Origin of the sequence: Desulforamulus hydrothermalis Lam5 = DSM 18033 (assembly GCF_000315365.1) — a bacterium.
GTDB lineage: Bacteria > Bacillota > Desulfotomaculia > Desulfotomaculales > Desulfotomaculaceae > Desulfotomaculum > Desulfotomaculum hydrothermale.
In genome coordinates, this window is record NZ_CAOS01000001.1 from 190,809 (window position 1) to 204,472 (window position 13,664).

12 protein-coding genes, 1 tRNA gene, 1 pseudogene and 1 riboswitch are annotated in these 13,664 nt (G+C 47.6%); of the genes and pseudogenes, 9 read left to right on the forward strand and 5 right to left on the reverse strand.

Annotated features, from left to right (window positions below; all coding sequences use genetic code 11):
- Positions 1 to 65: 65 nt before the first annotated feature.
- Both DESHY_RS01035 and DESHY_RS13405 read left to right on the forward strand, forming a co-directional pair.
- Positions 66 to 2,051, forward strand: coding sequence for a transglycosylase domain-containing protein (locus DESHY_RS01035; RefSeq protein ID WP_008409740.1), 1,986 nt, complete (start codon positions 66 to 68; stop codon positions 2,049 to 2,051).
- 64 nt (positions 2,052 to 2,115) lie between these two features.
- On the forward strand, positions 2,116 to 2,310 hold the full coding sequence (locus DESHY_RS13405; RefSeq protein WP_008409741.1) for a hypothetical protein: 195 nt from the start codon (positions 2,116 to 2,118) through the stop codon (positions 2,308 to 2,310).
- Positions 2,311 to 2,548: 238 nt separating this feature from the next.
- Here the strand turns inward: DESHY_RS13405 and DESHY_RS01040 are convergent, their stop codons facing one another.
- Entirely contained in the window at positions 2,549 to 2,740 is a 192-nt protein-coding gene (locus DESHY_RS01040; protein ID WP_048817762.1) for a hypothetical protein, read from the reverse strand.
- Positions 2,741 to 2,782: 42 nt separating this feature from the next.
- Positions 2,783 to 3,043 carry a YgaP family membrane protein gene (locus tag DESHY_RS01045; RefSeq protein WP_008409742.1) on the reverse strand — a complete coding sequence of 87 codons (261 nt, stop codon included), beginning with the start codon at positions 3,041 to 3,043 and terminating at the stop codon, positions 2,783 to 2,785.
- Between the two features lie 150 nt (positions 3,044 to 3,193).
- Here DESHY_RS01045 and DESHY_RS01050 point away from each other — a divergent pair.
- From DESHY_RS01050 to DESHY_RS01060, 3 genes and pseudogenes are all read left to right on the forward strand, one after another.
- Positions 3,194 to 3,270, forward strand: a tRNA-Pro gene (locus DESHY_RS01050).
- A gap of 437 nt (positions 3,271 to 3,707) precedes the next feature.
- Positions 3,708 to 4,358 (forward strand): phosphate propanoyltransferase, encoded by a 651-nt coding sequence (gene pduL, locus DESHY_RS01055; protein ID WP_008409743.1) that lies wholly within the window; start codon positions 3,708 to 3,710, stop codon positions 4,356 to 4,358.
- 23 nt (positions 4,359 to 4,381) lie between these two features.
- Positions 4,382 to 5,580: pseudogene (locus tag DESHY_RS01060) on the forward strand (acetate/propionate family kinase).
- A 275-nt stretch (positions 5,581 to 5,855) separates the two neighbouring features.
- On the opposite strand, the gene DESHY_RS01065 reads toward DESHY_RS01060, so the two are convergent.
- The 3 genes from DESHY_RS01065 to DESHY_RS01075 form a co-directional block, all read right to left on the reverse strand.
- Entirely contained in the window at positions 5,856 to 7,043 is a 1,188-nt protein-coding gene (locus DESHY_RS01065) for a TolB-like translocation protein (protein ID WP_008409747.1), read from the reverse strand.
- A 113-nt stretch (positions 7,044 to 7,156) separates the two neighbouring features.
- The gene (locus DESHY_RS01070) at positions 7,157 to 9,343 is read right to left on the reverse strand and encodes a heavy metal translocating P-type ATPase (RefSeq protein WP_008409748.1); all 2,187 of its coding nucleotides are present in this window, start codon (positions 9,341 to 9,343) and stop codon (positions 7,157 to 7,159) included.
- The gene (locus DESHY_RS01075; RefSeq protein ID WP_008409749.1) at positions 9,336 to 9,692 is read right to left on the reverse strand and encodes an ArsR/SmtB family transcription factor; all 357 of its coding nucleotides are present in this window, start codon (positions 9,690 to 9,692) and stop codon (positions 9,336 to 9,338) included. Before DESHY_RS01075 ends, DESHY_RS01070 begins: the two co-directional genes overlap by 8 nt.
- A 182-nt stretch (positions 9,693 to 9,874) precedes the next feature.
- A riboswitch (FMN riboswitch) is annotated at positions 9,875 to 10,001 on the forward strand.
- Between the two features lie 88 nt (positions 10,002 to 10,089).
- On the opposite strand from DESHY_RS01075, the gene ribD reads away from it, so the two are divergent.
- Genes ribD through ribH form a run of 4 tightly spaced genes read left to right on the forward strand, consistent with a single transcriptional unit; the run spans position 10,090 to position 13,612 of the window.
- The gene (gene ribD, locus DESHY_RS01080) at positions 10,090 to 11,226 is read left to right on the forward strand and encodes a bifunctional diaminohydroxyphosphoribosylaminopyrimidine deaminase/5-amino-6-(5-phosphoribosylamino)uracil reductase RibD (protein WP_174269690.1); all 1,137 of its coding nucleotides are present in this window, start codon (positions 10,090 to 10,092) and stop codon (positions 11,224 to 11,226) included.
- The gene (locus tag DESHY_RS01085) at positions 11,211 to 11,864 is read left to right on the forward strand and encodes a riboflavin synthase (RefSeq protein WP_072866163.1); all 654 of its coding nucleotides are present in this window, start codon (positions 11,211 to 11,213) and stop codon (positions 11,862 to 11,864) included. The genes ribD and DESHY_RS01085 overlap by 16 nt, the downstream gene beginning before the upstream one ends.
- A 13-nt stretch (positions 11,865 to 11,877) precedes the next feature.
- Positions 11,878 to 13,110, forward strand: a complete 1,233-nt coding sequence (locus DESHY_RS01090; protein ID WP_008409752.1) for a bifunctional 3,4-dihydroxy-2-butanone-4-phosphate synthase/GTP cyclohydrolase II — start codon at positions 11,878 to 11,880, stop codon at positions 13,108 to 13,110.
- 37 nt (positions 13,111 to 13,147) lie between these two features.
- Positions 13,148 to 13,612 carry a 6,7-dimethyl-8-ribityllumazine synthase gene (gene ribH / locus DESHY_RS01095; RefSeq protein ID WP_008409753.1) on the forward strand — a complete coding sequence of 155 codons (465 nt, stop codon included), beginning with the start codon at positions 13,148 to 13,150 and terminating at the stop codon, positions 13,610 to 13,612.
- Positions 13,613 to 13,664 lie beyond the last annotated feature (52 nt).

Below are 13,664 nucleotides of genomic sequence, written 5' to 3' on the forward strand. Positions count from 1 at the left end.
TAAAGGGTGCCGTTCTGAGAAATGATCAGCAATGCCATAAACAGCATGAGTGGGTGGAAGAGTCGTTGAGCCGGGTTATTGGATATTTTTTGCTGGCAGGATTTATCATACTGTTTTTTAGTGCAGCCGGTTGTGCTACGGTAGATCCCGAACAAGCTCCGGATATTGCCATGCCGTCTAAAATTGTGGATATAAACAACAAGTTAATTACCACGGTTGCACCGGTAAATACAATACCGGTATCGTTAGACGAAATAGCGCCGGCCATGCAGCAAGCTATTGTGGCCATTGAAGATGAAAGGTTTTATCAACACCGGGGTCTTGATTTTAAGGGGTTGCTGCGGGCAGCCTATCAAAACCTGCGCAGCCGGGGCATTGTGCAGGGCGGCAGCACTATTACCCAGCAATTGGCAAAAAACTTATACCTGGGTCCGGAGAGGACTCTGGGCAGAAAAGTTAAAGAGCTTTTTTATACCATAAAATTGGAAAGAACTTACACAAAAAAAGAAATTTTAAATATGTATCTGAACCGGATTTATTTTGGCCAGGGTGCCTATGGAGTGGAGGCGGCAGCCCGGATATATTTTAATAAATCCGCCAAAGATTTAACTCTGGGCGAAAGTGCCATGCTGGCCGGTTTGCCAAGGGCACCCAGTTATTATGCTCCCACTACTAACCCGGAGGGTGCCAAAGAGAGACAAAAACTGGTCTTAAATCGTATGCGGCAGTTAGGCATGATTACTGAAGAAGCAAAAAAACAAGCTTTGGCAGAACATATTCAACCCCGGACAAAACCGCAGGTTTTGCAACAGGCACCTTATTTTGTGGCGGAAATAATCAAGTATTTTACCAATAAATATACAAATGGCCTGGAAATGCTGTATGCCAACGGTTTAACCATTCAAACCTCCTTGGATTTGGATATGCAGAAAAGTGCTGAAGAGGCTTTAGAACAGGGATTAAACCAAATAAATGAAGAAATTAACGGAGCCCTGGTGGCTGTGGACCCACAAAACGGTTATATCAAAGCCATGGTGGGGGGGAGAAACTGGCAAAAATCCCAGTTTAACCGCGTTTTAGCCAGAGTGCAGCCGGGTTCAGCCTTTAAGCCATTTTTATATACCGCAGCAGTGGCATCCGGTTACACTGCTGCCAGCACAATTTATTGTGAACCGGTTACTTACCAGGTTGCCGGAGCAGAGCCTTATGCTCCGCGGGATCACAAGATTGGTTATCATTACCGCCCTTTCACTCTTAAACAGGCGCTGGCCATTTCTGACAATGTGGTGGCGGTTCGCCTGGCAGATATGTTAGGGCCTGACGCTATTGTCAGATATGCCCGGGCTATGGGGATTGAGAGTCCCTTAAGACCTTTTCTTTCCCTTGCTCTGGGCACCTCAGAAGTAACTCCTTTGGAGATGGCAACAGCCTTTGGACCTTTGGCCAATCAGGGAATACGCTGTCAGCCCGTGTATATTCTCAAAATTACTGACAGTGCCGGCAGGATATTGGAAGAGCAGAAGCCTCAACTGGCTAAGGTTATTGATGAAAAAGTAGCTTATATTGTTACTGACATGCTAAAGGCAGCAGTCCAACCAGGCGGTACCGCCGCCCGGATCGCCTGGCTGTTTCCCAGGCCGGCGGCAGGGAAAACAGGTACCACGGAAGATTACACCAATGCCTGGTTTGTTGGCTATACTCCCAATTTAGTTGCCGCCGTATATGTAGGATATGATGACAAACAGAAAAAAGTGGGATTAACCGGCGGTGATATTGCCGCGCCTATTTGGGGGCAGTTTATGCAAGCGGCTTTAAAGGATACCGAAGTGACGGATTTTTTAGCTCCCCCGGGAGTTGTTCAAGCGGAAATCTGCACCATGGACGGCCTTAGGGCTACCCCTTTATCCGGCGATACCATGTCTGCTTATTTTATTCAGGGAACTGAACCTAAGGTGCCATGTCTGGGGGATTTTGGGTGGACAAAACCAACTGACGCGGGAGAAGGTGTGCGGGATTGGGTTGAAAATCCAGCCGGTAGGCAACCGCCATAAGGAAAAAATAAACAGGCACTGTAAAGTGCCTGTTTCAGAGTTTGACAAACCTTAGCGGTGGTTTATGATCCCCTTTGGCTCCGGTCTACGCACCGACAGCACTATGATTCGCTACGGTCGCCCTTGGGGTCGCCTCAAACGGGCCATCCTGGCCCGGTTCGGCTGGCGCCCACGTCCTGTGGGCGCCACCCCAATGGCTCCTTTCGCTCATCAAGTGCTGTTACCGGTGCTTCGACAAGTCGCCGACAGGGGATCATAAAGCCACCTCACTTTGTTTTACAACCTTTGTCTACAGTCTGAAACAGGCACCGTTAAGTGCCTGTTTTATCCTCCGGTATATTCAGCCAGGTAACAATCTTCACAGTAATGGTTGTCCATTTCTTCATCGTAAACCAAATGTACTTCATCAAACTTTTTGCCACAAACGCAACAAATAAACAAACCGTTTCCTCCTCAAGCCCTAAAGCATAAATGTCGAAACTAAAAAAGATTAAGACTTAAAAAAGCTGCTGACATCTTTGGCGGGCTTCCTCCAGTAAAATGCCTGTTTTCCGGCACAGTTGCGCCAATTCCTGTTTTTCGGGGGCATTTCCGGGTAGTTTATCTATGGTTTTTCCCATATTCATCATGCAATCTTGAGCGTTTTGAATACAATTTTTTAGTTCTGCCGAATTGCTTGTGTTGGCCATGAAGTTTTTTCTCCTTTCCCCAGATATTGGCAATTGTATGAACTACTTCTCCGAATCCGGCACCCCGGTGGTCCAAATGTCTACCTCCTCCTTGACAGTCAGGTTTGGTTCGCGACTTGAAACACCTAAAATCCGGTATATGGGACTGTAGCCAATAACGGCTACCAGCAGTATTTCAATACCTAAAACATTAAAAAGCAAGGACCATCCCGGACCAAAAATTTTTAAAATACCCAGGGCCAGAAAACTGATACCAAAAGTAAACCGGATAATCTTATCAGCAGTACCTACATTTTTGAGCACATCCATCCCTCCCCGGGGTGAAGGTTTAAAGTTATTATTATTCAATTAACCTTTGCTTATACAAATAAAAGATTGACCATTAGAGAAAAACTTCTTGACAAAAAGAAAACAATAGGTCATAATAGTGTCTGTTCACAGTTAAATTGTTTGCGGGATGTAGCTCAGTTTGGTAGAGCGCACGGTTCGGGACCGTGAGGCCGCAGGTTCAAGTCCTGTCATCCCGACCACTTGCTTTATTAAGAAAAACCCGTTTATGCGTCAGCATGGACGGGTTTTTGTTGTTGCAGGTTTATTTTGTTTCGTAAAAATAAGAAAAGGAGAATAATTTTTACTGTTAATCCAAAAAAAAGTCAGAAAAGCAAGTCATCAAATATGCTTGAAAACAAGTGTGAAACTGTTTAAAATCAGGTTGAGAAAAGTGTATACAATTTATAACATTTATCAGGGTAAACGTTACTTTCCTAACAAAACTAATTTTAAATTATGTAGGTAATACCATCATACCTGGCCAGGAAGACATTGCAATATCAAACAGAATGTGTCTGGTTTCTTTTAAGATAGTTTACAAAATATATTATTAAAAGTTATCAAGTGATTTGTTATTAATTAATAAGCATCTCCTATTATAACAAACTTAAAAATCTATAAAAAGGATGTGTGAAAAATGGCAAATGCACAAGATCTCCCCACCCAAGTAAACCCGGATGAAATTATTCCTATTCCGGTCACTGTGGGTATTTCTGCCCGCCATGTACACCTCAGCCGTGACCACGTTGAGACTTTATTCGGACCCGGTTATGAACTGAAACCTATGAAAGACCTGTCCCAGCCTGGCCAGTTTGCTGCTGAAGAAACGGTAACTGTGGTTGGTCCTAAAGGTGTTATTGAAAAAGTACGCGTACTGGGACCGGAACGCAAGCAAAGCCAGGTAGAATTATCCATTTCTGACTGTTTTAAGATTGGTATTAAAGCCCCTTTGCGTGATTCCGGCGACCTGGCCGGTTCAGCTTCTGTTACATTGGTGGGTCCTGTAGGTTCTGTCACTTTAAAAGAGGGAGCTATTATTGCAGCCCGGCACATTCATATGCATACCTCGGATGCCGAAAAATATGGTTTGGTCGACGGCGACAGAATTTATGTCAGAGCAAAAGGTCCCAGAGGCATTATCTTTGGCGATGTACTGGTGCGCGTAGGGGACAGTCATAAACTGGAGATGCACGTGGATACCGACGAAGGAAACGCTGTGGGCTTAAGAAACGGCGATACCGTTTATGCTTATAAGATTCAAGGTCACATTTCAGAGCTGGTAAAATAAATACACACAAAGGAGGAAAACCCTTGCTAATCCTGGTTGTTAACTGTGGTAGCTCATCGATCAAATATAAGCTGATGAATATGGAGCAGGAAACTGTACTGCTGTCGGGTTTATCCGAAAGAATCGGTATTGCCGGTTCCAGAATTAAACAAGAGTCTTATAAAGGCGAACAGTTGGTGTTGGAACAAGATTTGCCTAATCATAAAGTTGCATTGGAAGCTATCTTAAAATGTATTACCGATGAAAAATACGGTGCTATTAATGATATTTCAGAAATTAAAGCAGTTGGTCACCGGGTTGTCCATGGCGGGGAAAAGTTTAACCAATCTGTGGTCATTAACGAAGAATTAATTCAAGTGCTGGAGGAAATGTCTGAATTGGCGCCCCTGCACAACCCGCCCAATATTGTGGGTATTAAAACCTGTCAGGAATTAATGCCCCATGCAGCTCAGGTGGCAGTTTTTGACACTGCTTTCCATGCTGCTATGCCAAAACATGCTTATACCTATGCTATTCCCTTTGAGTATTATGAGAAATATAAAATTCGCCGCTATGGTTTTCACGGCACTTCCCATAAATTTGTATACCCGCCGGCCTGCAGAAATTCTTGGTCAACCGGTGCAAGATTTAAAAATCATTGTTTGTCACCTGGGTAACGGTTCCAGTATTTCAGCAGTTAAAAACGGCATATCAGTTGATACTACCATGGGCTTTACTCCACTGCCCGGGCTGCCGATGGGAACCCGCAGCGGTGACATTGATCCCGCGATTGTGCCTTTCCTGATGGAAAAGGAAAAATACTGAGTGTCAGTGAAGTCAACAATGTTTTAAATTAAAAAGAAGCGGTGTACTGGGTATTTCCGGTATCAGCAGCGACTTCAGGGATCTGGAAGAGGCTGCCCAGCAGGGCAATGAGCGGGCGGAGCTGGCTTTAAGCATGTTTGCCTACGCCATCATTAAGTATGTAGGTGCTTACACCGCAGCCATGGGAGGCCTGGATGCACTGGTTTTCACCGGTGGTATCGGGGAAAATTCCAAGGATATGAGAGCCAGAGTCTTAAAGGGCTTAGCTTATACCGGCCTGCAAATTGACGAGGAGAAAAATAACAGCCGTGGCAAGGAAGTAATCATTAGCAAACCGGGAGCCCCCTTTGCTGCCATGGTGGTTCCCACCAATGAAGAATTAATGATTGCCAGAGAAACTAAAGAGCTGGTGCAATAAGATATTAAGAAGCCACAAATCTTTGGATTTGTGGTTTTATGTTTGGTAAGAAAAATATAATAATAAGTTATTTATAATGTAAGATATTAATTATATAATTTACATGACAGGAAATGTTTTATCCGGAGGTGAAACGGATGTTTACCAAGCACTGGATGCTGCGTGAAGTGGCTCACTGCAAAGAAGGTTGCCCTAGGCAGTCCCGGACATGACGTTAAACTGTCCCCAAGATAAAAAGGGCCGCTCTTCCCGGTGAGGGCGGTCCTTTTTTGGTTTTACGGTACGGCCAGTATTTTAATGCCTAATATTTTTTCCTGATCCATTTGTAGGGCAATAATGTTTTGGCCGTCAGGGTGCCAGACAATACTGTCGTTATATTTATATTCCGGCGTTAATGTATGAACATTTTGGCCGTCATAATCAGAGATTTTCACCTGGTTGCCGTTTATTTGGCTATCCCCAAAACGGCCGAAATCTCCCTGAACAAAGGCTAGTTTATCGCCCCGGGGGGATACGGTGTAATTAAAATTTGTTTGGTGAGTTTCCGGCAGACAATAAGATTTTATTTTGTCGCCAAGCTCATCGTATATTTCTACTTGTCCCCGGTAACTCTTAATAAGTTGTCCCTTGCCGGTGTCAACCGTCACAAAGAAAGCATCACCGATAATATTTTCGCCCAGTTCAACATATTTTTGCCGCTCAAGATTTAGTATGGCATGACTATATCCGTCGTCCCAACCACTTATGATGTGCAGGGCCCGGCCTGGTATAAGCCACTGGGCTTGCCGGAATTTACCTTCTGCCTCGGTAATTCTTTCAATTTGGCCGGTTGCCACAGAAATTTTGGCCATGCCTTGCAGGTAGCCGGCGCCGTCTCCCAGTTGTTTGCCCAGATCACAAAAATAAAACAGGTGCTTACCGTCAGGATACCAGACGGGGTACCGGTCTTCATTGTTCTTAGTCAGTCGCTTAGACTGTCCTGTTTCTATATCGTATATAAACAGACCGTCACCAAGTTTGGCATAAGCCAGCTGCCGACCGTCCGGGCTGACGGAAGCAAACCAACTGTCCTGGGCAATCTCCGTTTTTTTACCGGTTCCGGTGTTAAGTAAATACAAGGTGCCTTCATATTGATAAACCAGGGTGTGGCTGTCGGGCAGCCAGGCCAGAACTTTATCGGCATTATTAAAGGCAGTTGTTTCACCGGAGCTTAAATCAGCCAGCACCAGACGGCTACTGACATTATTGTTATCATTATTGTAATAATATCCGCTGCAGGCAATTTTCCGCCCGTCCGGAGAAAGCAACAAATCTTGGTGATAGCCGGTCAGGTAGATGCCTTTGGCGGTGAAATCAATGTCTTTTAAAGTCATGTAAGGTTCTTTGTTAACAATGAAGCCGCAAGCACTTAAACTTCCCGCCAAAAGTACTGCAATAATAAAAAAAATTAATAACTTGCGCATGCCGGAAACCTCCTTTGCGGGGTAAAATTACTCTTGTTTAATAGACGATTAGCCGGGGCTTTTGTTGCTTCCCGGCTATCTTATATGCACCCCCGCCGGGGGTTTTATCAACTTCATCCACCGGCGGCCATACTGCAGCCGGCAACATTTTTATTAACAGCAGCGGGATTTGCTTGTTTTGGGCGTAATGCCAACAGGCGCATGCTGTTTAAGGTAACCAGTAAACCGGCTCCCATATCGGCCAGAATAGCCAGCCAGAGGGTCAGCCAGCCGGGGAAAACCAGCAGCACGGCCAGAGTTTTTATGCTAATGGCAAAGAAAATATTTTGCTTGATAACTCGCCTGGCCTCTCTGCCCAACCGCACTGCGAAGGGAAGTTTGCTCAGATCGTCTGTCATTAAAACCACGTCTGCGGTTTCCAAGGCGGTATCATTGCCGGCGCCTCCCATAGCGATGCCAATATTGGCGGCTGCCAGAGCCGGGGCGTCGTTGATGCCGTCCCCCACCATACCTATACTGCCGTAGCGCTCCCGCAAGGTCTGTACAGCCAATACTTTGTCCTGCGGCAGCAGGTTTGCTTGATAATCAGGTATGCCGATTTGCCGGGCAACCGAACCGGCGGTTGCCATATGATCACCGGTTAGCATAACAAGAGGATGAAGACCGAGTTTCTTGAGAGAGTCCAGGGTGGCGGCTGCCTGGGGACGAACCGTGTCGGAGAGCGCCAGGCAGCCGGTTGCTTCACCGTCGATAGCCACCATGACAACTGTCAGACCCTGTTCTTGTAAATTGGCCAAGGTTGCCTGCCAGACTCCGGTGTCAATCCCATGCTGCTCAAGCAAACGGGGGCTGCCCACCAATACCCGCCGGCCTTCCACCACTGCTTTGGCCCCAAGGCCGGTAAAGGACTTGAAGTCATGGGCCGGCGGCAAACCGCTGTTGAGCGTTAAAGACATGGCTCGCTTTACAATAGCTTGGGCCAGGGGGTGTTCCGAGTGATATTCAACCGCAGCGACCAGAGTTAACAATTTGTCCGGCTGAAAGACCGGTAAAGTTAATATTTGAGTTACTTCGGGGGTGCCGACGGTTAAGGTGCCTGTTTTATCGAAGGCCAAGGCCTTTAATTGTCCCAAAGTTTCCAGGTGCATGCCGCCCTTGATCAAGACACCGTGCCGGGCACCGCCACCGATGGCTGAAACAATGGCTACCGGTGTGGAAATAACCAGGGCGCAGGGACAAGCTACCATCAGTAAGGCCAGCCCGCGGTAAAGCCAGGGCTCCCAGGGCTTAGCCAACAGTAAAGGAGGTATGGTAATAAGCAGCGCTGCCAGGGCCATGACCGTCGGGGTGTAAACCGCCGCAAAACGGTCTGCCAGGGTTTGATAAGGCGCCCGCTGGGCCTGAGCTTCTTCCACCAAATAAATAATTTTGGACAAGGTGGTATCCTTCACTGTTCTGGTTACCTTAACCTGCAAGCTGCCTTCACCGTTTATTGTACCGGCAAATACTTCATCACCGGGCCGGCGGTCTACCGGTAGCGATTCACCGGTGATGGCTGACTGGTTAACTGCTGAGCTGCCGGCTGTTACAATACCGTCCAGGGCTATTTTTTCGCCCGGCCGAATGAGCAATATATCACCCGCCATGATTTGGCTTACCGGCAGCTTAACTTCTTGACTGTTCCGTATTACCGTGGCGCTTGTGGGTGCCAGTTGCATCAGGCGGCGAATAGAACCGCGGGTTTTTTCAGTGGTATAGGTTTCCAGCATATCGCTGACCGAAAAAAGAAAAGCCACCGTGGCGCCCTCACTCCATTCCCCGATAAAAACAGCACCAATAACAGCTACGCTCATTAATACATTCATGTCAAGGCGCCGGCCTCTGAGAGAAGAAAACGCCTTGCGGCCCACCGGATAACCACCGATGATAATGCAGGCCAGATACATGGCTCCGGCTCCGGTTTGAGCAGCCAGACCATAATCAAGGTACCAGCCGGCTATTAACAGAACACCGGTAAGGATACTGATAACGGCCCGACGATATTTTGCCCAAAAACTTGGCAAAGGCTGCTCACTGCCATTATCTTCGCCGGCGGGTATAGCCGTTACGCCATCCCGTTTGGCTTCGTCGATCACGGTTTCCCGGCCCACATTACCGTATACGGTTAACCTGGCGGCGGGGAAGTTTAATTTAGCAGCCCGTACGCCGGGCAGCGAAGCAATCCGGCGTTCCAGTTTAGCGGCACAGTGGGCGCAGGACAGATTTTCCAGGCGGAATTCTAACGCCTTGTCATTATTCATGGTGCCTCGCCTCCTTCATATGCTCGAAGGCAGCGTTGATAATTTGCCAAACATGGTGATCATCAATAGTGTAATATATAAATTTTCCCTCTTTTCGGCAGCGGGCCAGCCCCATGGTTCTTAACAGGCGCAAGTGATGCGAAACAGCCGGCAGGGTACAGCCGGTTAATTCGGCTATATCGCATACACATAACTCTTGCTGGGCCAGAGCATAAATGATTTTTACCCTGGTTTCATCGGATAAAGCTTTAAACAGGGGAGCCAGCTTGGCTGCATCCTGCATAACCGGTTTTAAACCGTCAATTTTTTCCTTATGCACACAGTATTCTTGACATCTTTCCTGGGACACCGATATCACCACCATTAAATATTTAAGTAATTGTTTAATTGTAGTATATAGGACGAATTTTATCTTGTCACTACATTTTTTTGCAAGAATAGTCCACACTAGAATTAAACAAGTTGGCATAATAATTTTTAATGATTGACATACGAACAAACCCAGGAATATAATGGTCTTAATTAAAAACGTAAGACCTTCAGGGATAGGTGAAATTCCTTACCGGCGGTATGGCCATGCCGAGCCCGCGAGCCCTTTGGGGCAGATCCGGTGAAAAGCCGGAGCCGACAGTAAAAGTCTGGATGGGAGAAGGTTGTTGAAGCCTGGCAAAAGTGTTTTTTGTTAGGTCTTTCTCCTGTTGTCAATAAGCCCTGGTCTTACCGGGGTTTTACTTTTTGTTTGGGAGATGAAACTGTTGAACCGGGATAGACATTATATGCAAATGGCCCTTGAATTGGCTGCCAAAGCCAGGGGGCGCACCAGTCCCAACCCTATGGTAGGGGCAGTTATCGTAAAAGACGGCCGGGTGGTAGGCAGGGGGTTTCATGCCAGGGCAGGCAGCGCCCACGCAGAAGTGGTGGCCCTGGCAGAGGCGGGTGAGCAGGCCCGGGGAGCTACTGTTTACGTTACTCTGGAACCCTGCTGTCACCATGGCAGAACCGGTCCCTGCACCGAAGCGTTACTGAAGGCCGGGGTACAAAGGGTGGTGGCGGCCATGACTGATCCCAATCCGCTGGTGGCCGGCAAGGGGCTGGCTGTTTTGCAAAAGGCAGGAGTTGAGGTTGCGTGCGGATTACTGGCAGAAGAAGCCCGCCGTCTCAATGAAGTTTTTATTAAATACATCACAACCGGGCGGCCCTTTGTGGTTATGAAAGCAGCCACCAGCCTGGACGGAAAAATTGCTACAGCAACCGGGGAATCAAAGTGGATTACCAATACAGCTGCCCGGGCTTACGGTCATCGTTTAAGGGATATGTATGACGCCATTTTGGTGGGTGTAAACACTGTTTTAACGGACGATCCATCCTTAACTGCCCGCCTGCCGGAGGGCAGGGGCAAGGATCCAATAAGGGTTATTCTCGACAGTAATGCCCGTACGCCAACGGCAACCAAGATACTTACCCAGTTATCGGCAGCTCATACCATCATAGCTACCACTGAACAGGCCCCGGTAGAACGCCGGGCCAGCTTGCTGGCGGCCGGTGCGGAAGTACTGGTGGTACCGGGCGAAGGCCCCCGGGTGGATCTGGTTAGGCTGATGGAGATGCTGGCTGAGAAAGAGATTACCAGCGTGTTAATTGAAGGCGGCGGACAAGTTAACGGTGCAGCTTTGGCGGCGGGTATTGTGGATAAAATTGTTTGGTTCCTGGCTCCCAAAATCATTGGCGGAGACAGGGCGCCGGGACCGGTGCGAGGCCAGGGGATATTGTCATTGCAGGATGCCGTTAAACTATTTGATGTGTCAGTAGAAAGATTAGATGAAGATATTTTAATTACGGGCTATACGGCAGAGAGGGGGAGCAATCCATTTTTACCGGTATAGTTGAAGAAATCGGCACTATCCAAAACATTGCCAGGGGCCCGAATTCTGCCAGGCTGCATATCCTCGCTGCCAAAGTGCTGGAGGATGTAAAGATCGGGGACAGTATTGCGGTTAACGGTGTCTGCCTCACGGTTACCACCTTTGGCGAGGGTATTTTTACGGCGGATGTTATGGCGGAAACTCTGGCCAGGACCAACTTAAAGGAGTTGCGTCCGGGCAGCAAAGTAAATTTAGAGCGTGCCCTGCGGTTGGGCGACCGGCTGGGCGGTCACCTGGTATCCGGTCATGTGGACGGTATAGGTACCATTATCGGGACGGCACGGCATGATATTGCCACGCTGGTTACTGTTCAAGCGCCTGATGAAGTTATGAAATATATTATTAAAAAGGGTTCGGTGGCCATTGACGGTACCAGCTTGACCGTGGTGGATTTTGACCGGGATAAATTTCAGGTTTCCTTGATACCTCACACTGCCCAGGTTACCGTTCTTGGCAGTAAAAAAATCGGTGATACCGTTAATTTAGAAGCAGATGTCTTAGGCAAATACATTGAACGACTGCTGCAGGCCAGGGAGGAGCGGCCGGTTCAAAACAGTAAGATAAGCCAGGAATTTTTATCTGCCCATGGGTTTTTATAAGGAGGGAAATTTAATGACATTTAAGTTTAACACCATCCGGGAGGCTATTGAAGATATTCGAGCCGGCAAGATGATCGTGGTGGTAGATGATGAGGACAGGGAAAACGAGGGTGACCTGGTTATGGCGGCGGAAAAGGTTACCCCGGAAGCCATTAATTTTATGGCTACCTACGGGCGGGGACTTATCTGTATGCCCATTTACGGGGAGCGGTTGGATGAATTAAATTTACCGGCCATGGTAACCAATAACACTGACCCCCATGGCACAGCATTCACTGTATCGGTTGACGCCAAGGAATGTACCACCGGCATCTCGGCAGTTGAAAGAGCTTTAACCGTGCAAAAAATACTGGATCCCGGCACCAAGCCGGAAGATTTGCGCCGGCCCGGTCATATCTTTCCGTTACGGGCCAAACCCGGCGGGGTTTTGGTAAGATCCGGCCATACTGAGGCGGCGGTGGATCTGGCCAGATTGGCAGGTCTGAAATCCGCCGGTGTGATTTGTGAGATTATGAAGGATGATGGTACCATGGCCAGGGTGCCGGAATTAATGGAGTTTTGTCAAACTCATAATTTGAAAATTATTACCATAGCGGATCTTATTAAGTATCGGAGGCTGCATGAAAAATTTATCAAAAAAGTGGAATCTGCTCAAATGCCCACCAAGTACGGTGACTTTATTGCTGTGGGTTATGAAAGCCTGATTGACGGCAAGGGTCATCTGGCTTTGGTAAAAGGCGATCTGTCCAGTGTGGAAGCACCCCTGGTCAGGGTACACTCGGAATGTTTAACCGGCGATGTTTTTGGGTCCCGCCGGTGTGATTGCGGGGATCAGTTGGCCCGGGCATTACAGGCCATTGAAAAGGAAGGCGTGGGTGTGCTTTTGTACATGCGGCAAGAGGGCAGGGGCATCGGTTTGATGAACAAAATCAGGGCCTATAAGCTGCAGGACATGGGAGCAGATACGGTGGAAGCCAACTTAGCCTTGGGTTTCCCGGCGGACCTCAGGGATTACGGTATTGGGGCACAAATCTTAGCAGATTTGGGTCTTAAGAAAATTCGCTTATTGACCAATAATCCCCGTAAGATTGCCGGACTGGAAGGGTATGGGTTGGAAGTGGTGGATCGGGTTCCCATTGAGATACCTGCCGGCAAGGCTAATGAAAAATACCTGAGCACAAAAAAGTGCAAATTGGGTCATATGCTCACCTTGAATGACAGGAGCAAAAGACCTGTTAATGAATAGCCTTTATAATTTAAAAAATAAACAGGAGGATAAATTTATGCCAAGAGTTTTTGAAGGACATTTACTGGGACAAGGATTAAAATTTGGTATTGTTGTAGGGCGATTTAACGAATTTATTACCAATAAATTGTTGAGCGGCGCCCTGGACGCTTTAATACGTCACGGTGTTGCGGAGCAAGACGTTGATATTGCCTGGGTGCCGGGCGCTTTTGAGATACCTCTGGCGGCTAAGAAAATGGCAGCTGCCGGCCGGTATGACGGAGTGATTTGCCTGGGGGCTGTTATTAGGGGAGCAACCCCGCATTTTGATTATGTTGCAGCGGAGGTTTCTAAAGGGGTAGCCAAAGTAGGTTTGGATGCAGGCATACCGGTAGTTTTTGGTGTTTTGACAGTGGATACCATTGAACAAGCCATTGAACGGGCCGGCACCAAAGCCGGCAATAAAGGTTGGGAAGCTGCCAACACAGCCATTGAGATGGCTAATTTAATGAAGTCTCTCTAAAAAGCAAGCACCCGCCGGATATAACCGGCGGGTCTAAATTAAAATAGGCTCT

Coding starts and splice junctions, on each gene's coding strand:
- DESHY_RS13405 (WP_008409741.1), top strand. CDS start 2,116: ATGATCCCCTTTGGCTCCGGTCTACGCACCGACAGCACTATGATTCGC.
- DESHY_RS01040 (WP_048817762.1), bottom strand. CDS start 2,740: ATGGCCAACACAAGCAATTCGGCAGAACTAAAAAATTGTATTCAAAAC.
- pduL (WP_008409743.1), top strand. CDS start 3,708: ATGGCAAATGCACAAGATCTCCCCACCCAAGTAAACCCGGATGAAATT.
- DESHY_RS01065 (WP_008409747.1), bottom strand. CDS start 7,043: ATGCGCAAGTTATTAATTTTTTTTATTATTGCAGTACTTTTGGCGGGA.
- DESHY_RS01070 (WP_008409748.1), bottom strand. CDS start 9,343: ATGAATAATGACAAGGCGTTAGAATTCCGCCTGGAAAATCTGTCCTGC.
- ribD (WP_174269690.1), top strand. CDS start 10,090: ATGAAACTGTTGAACCGGGATAGACATTATATGCAAATGGCCCTTGAA.
- DESHY_RS01090 (WP_008409752.1), top strand. CDS start 11,878: ATGACATTTAAGTTTAACACCATCCGGGAGGCTATTGAAGATATTCGA.
- ribH (WP_008409753.1), top strand. CDS start 13,148: ATGCCAAGAGTTTTTGAAGGACATTTACTGGGACAAGGATTAAAATTT.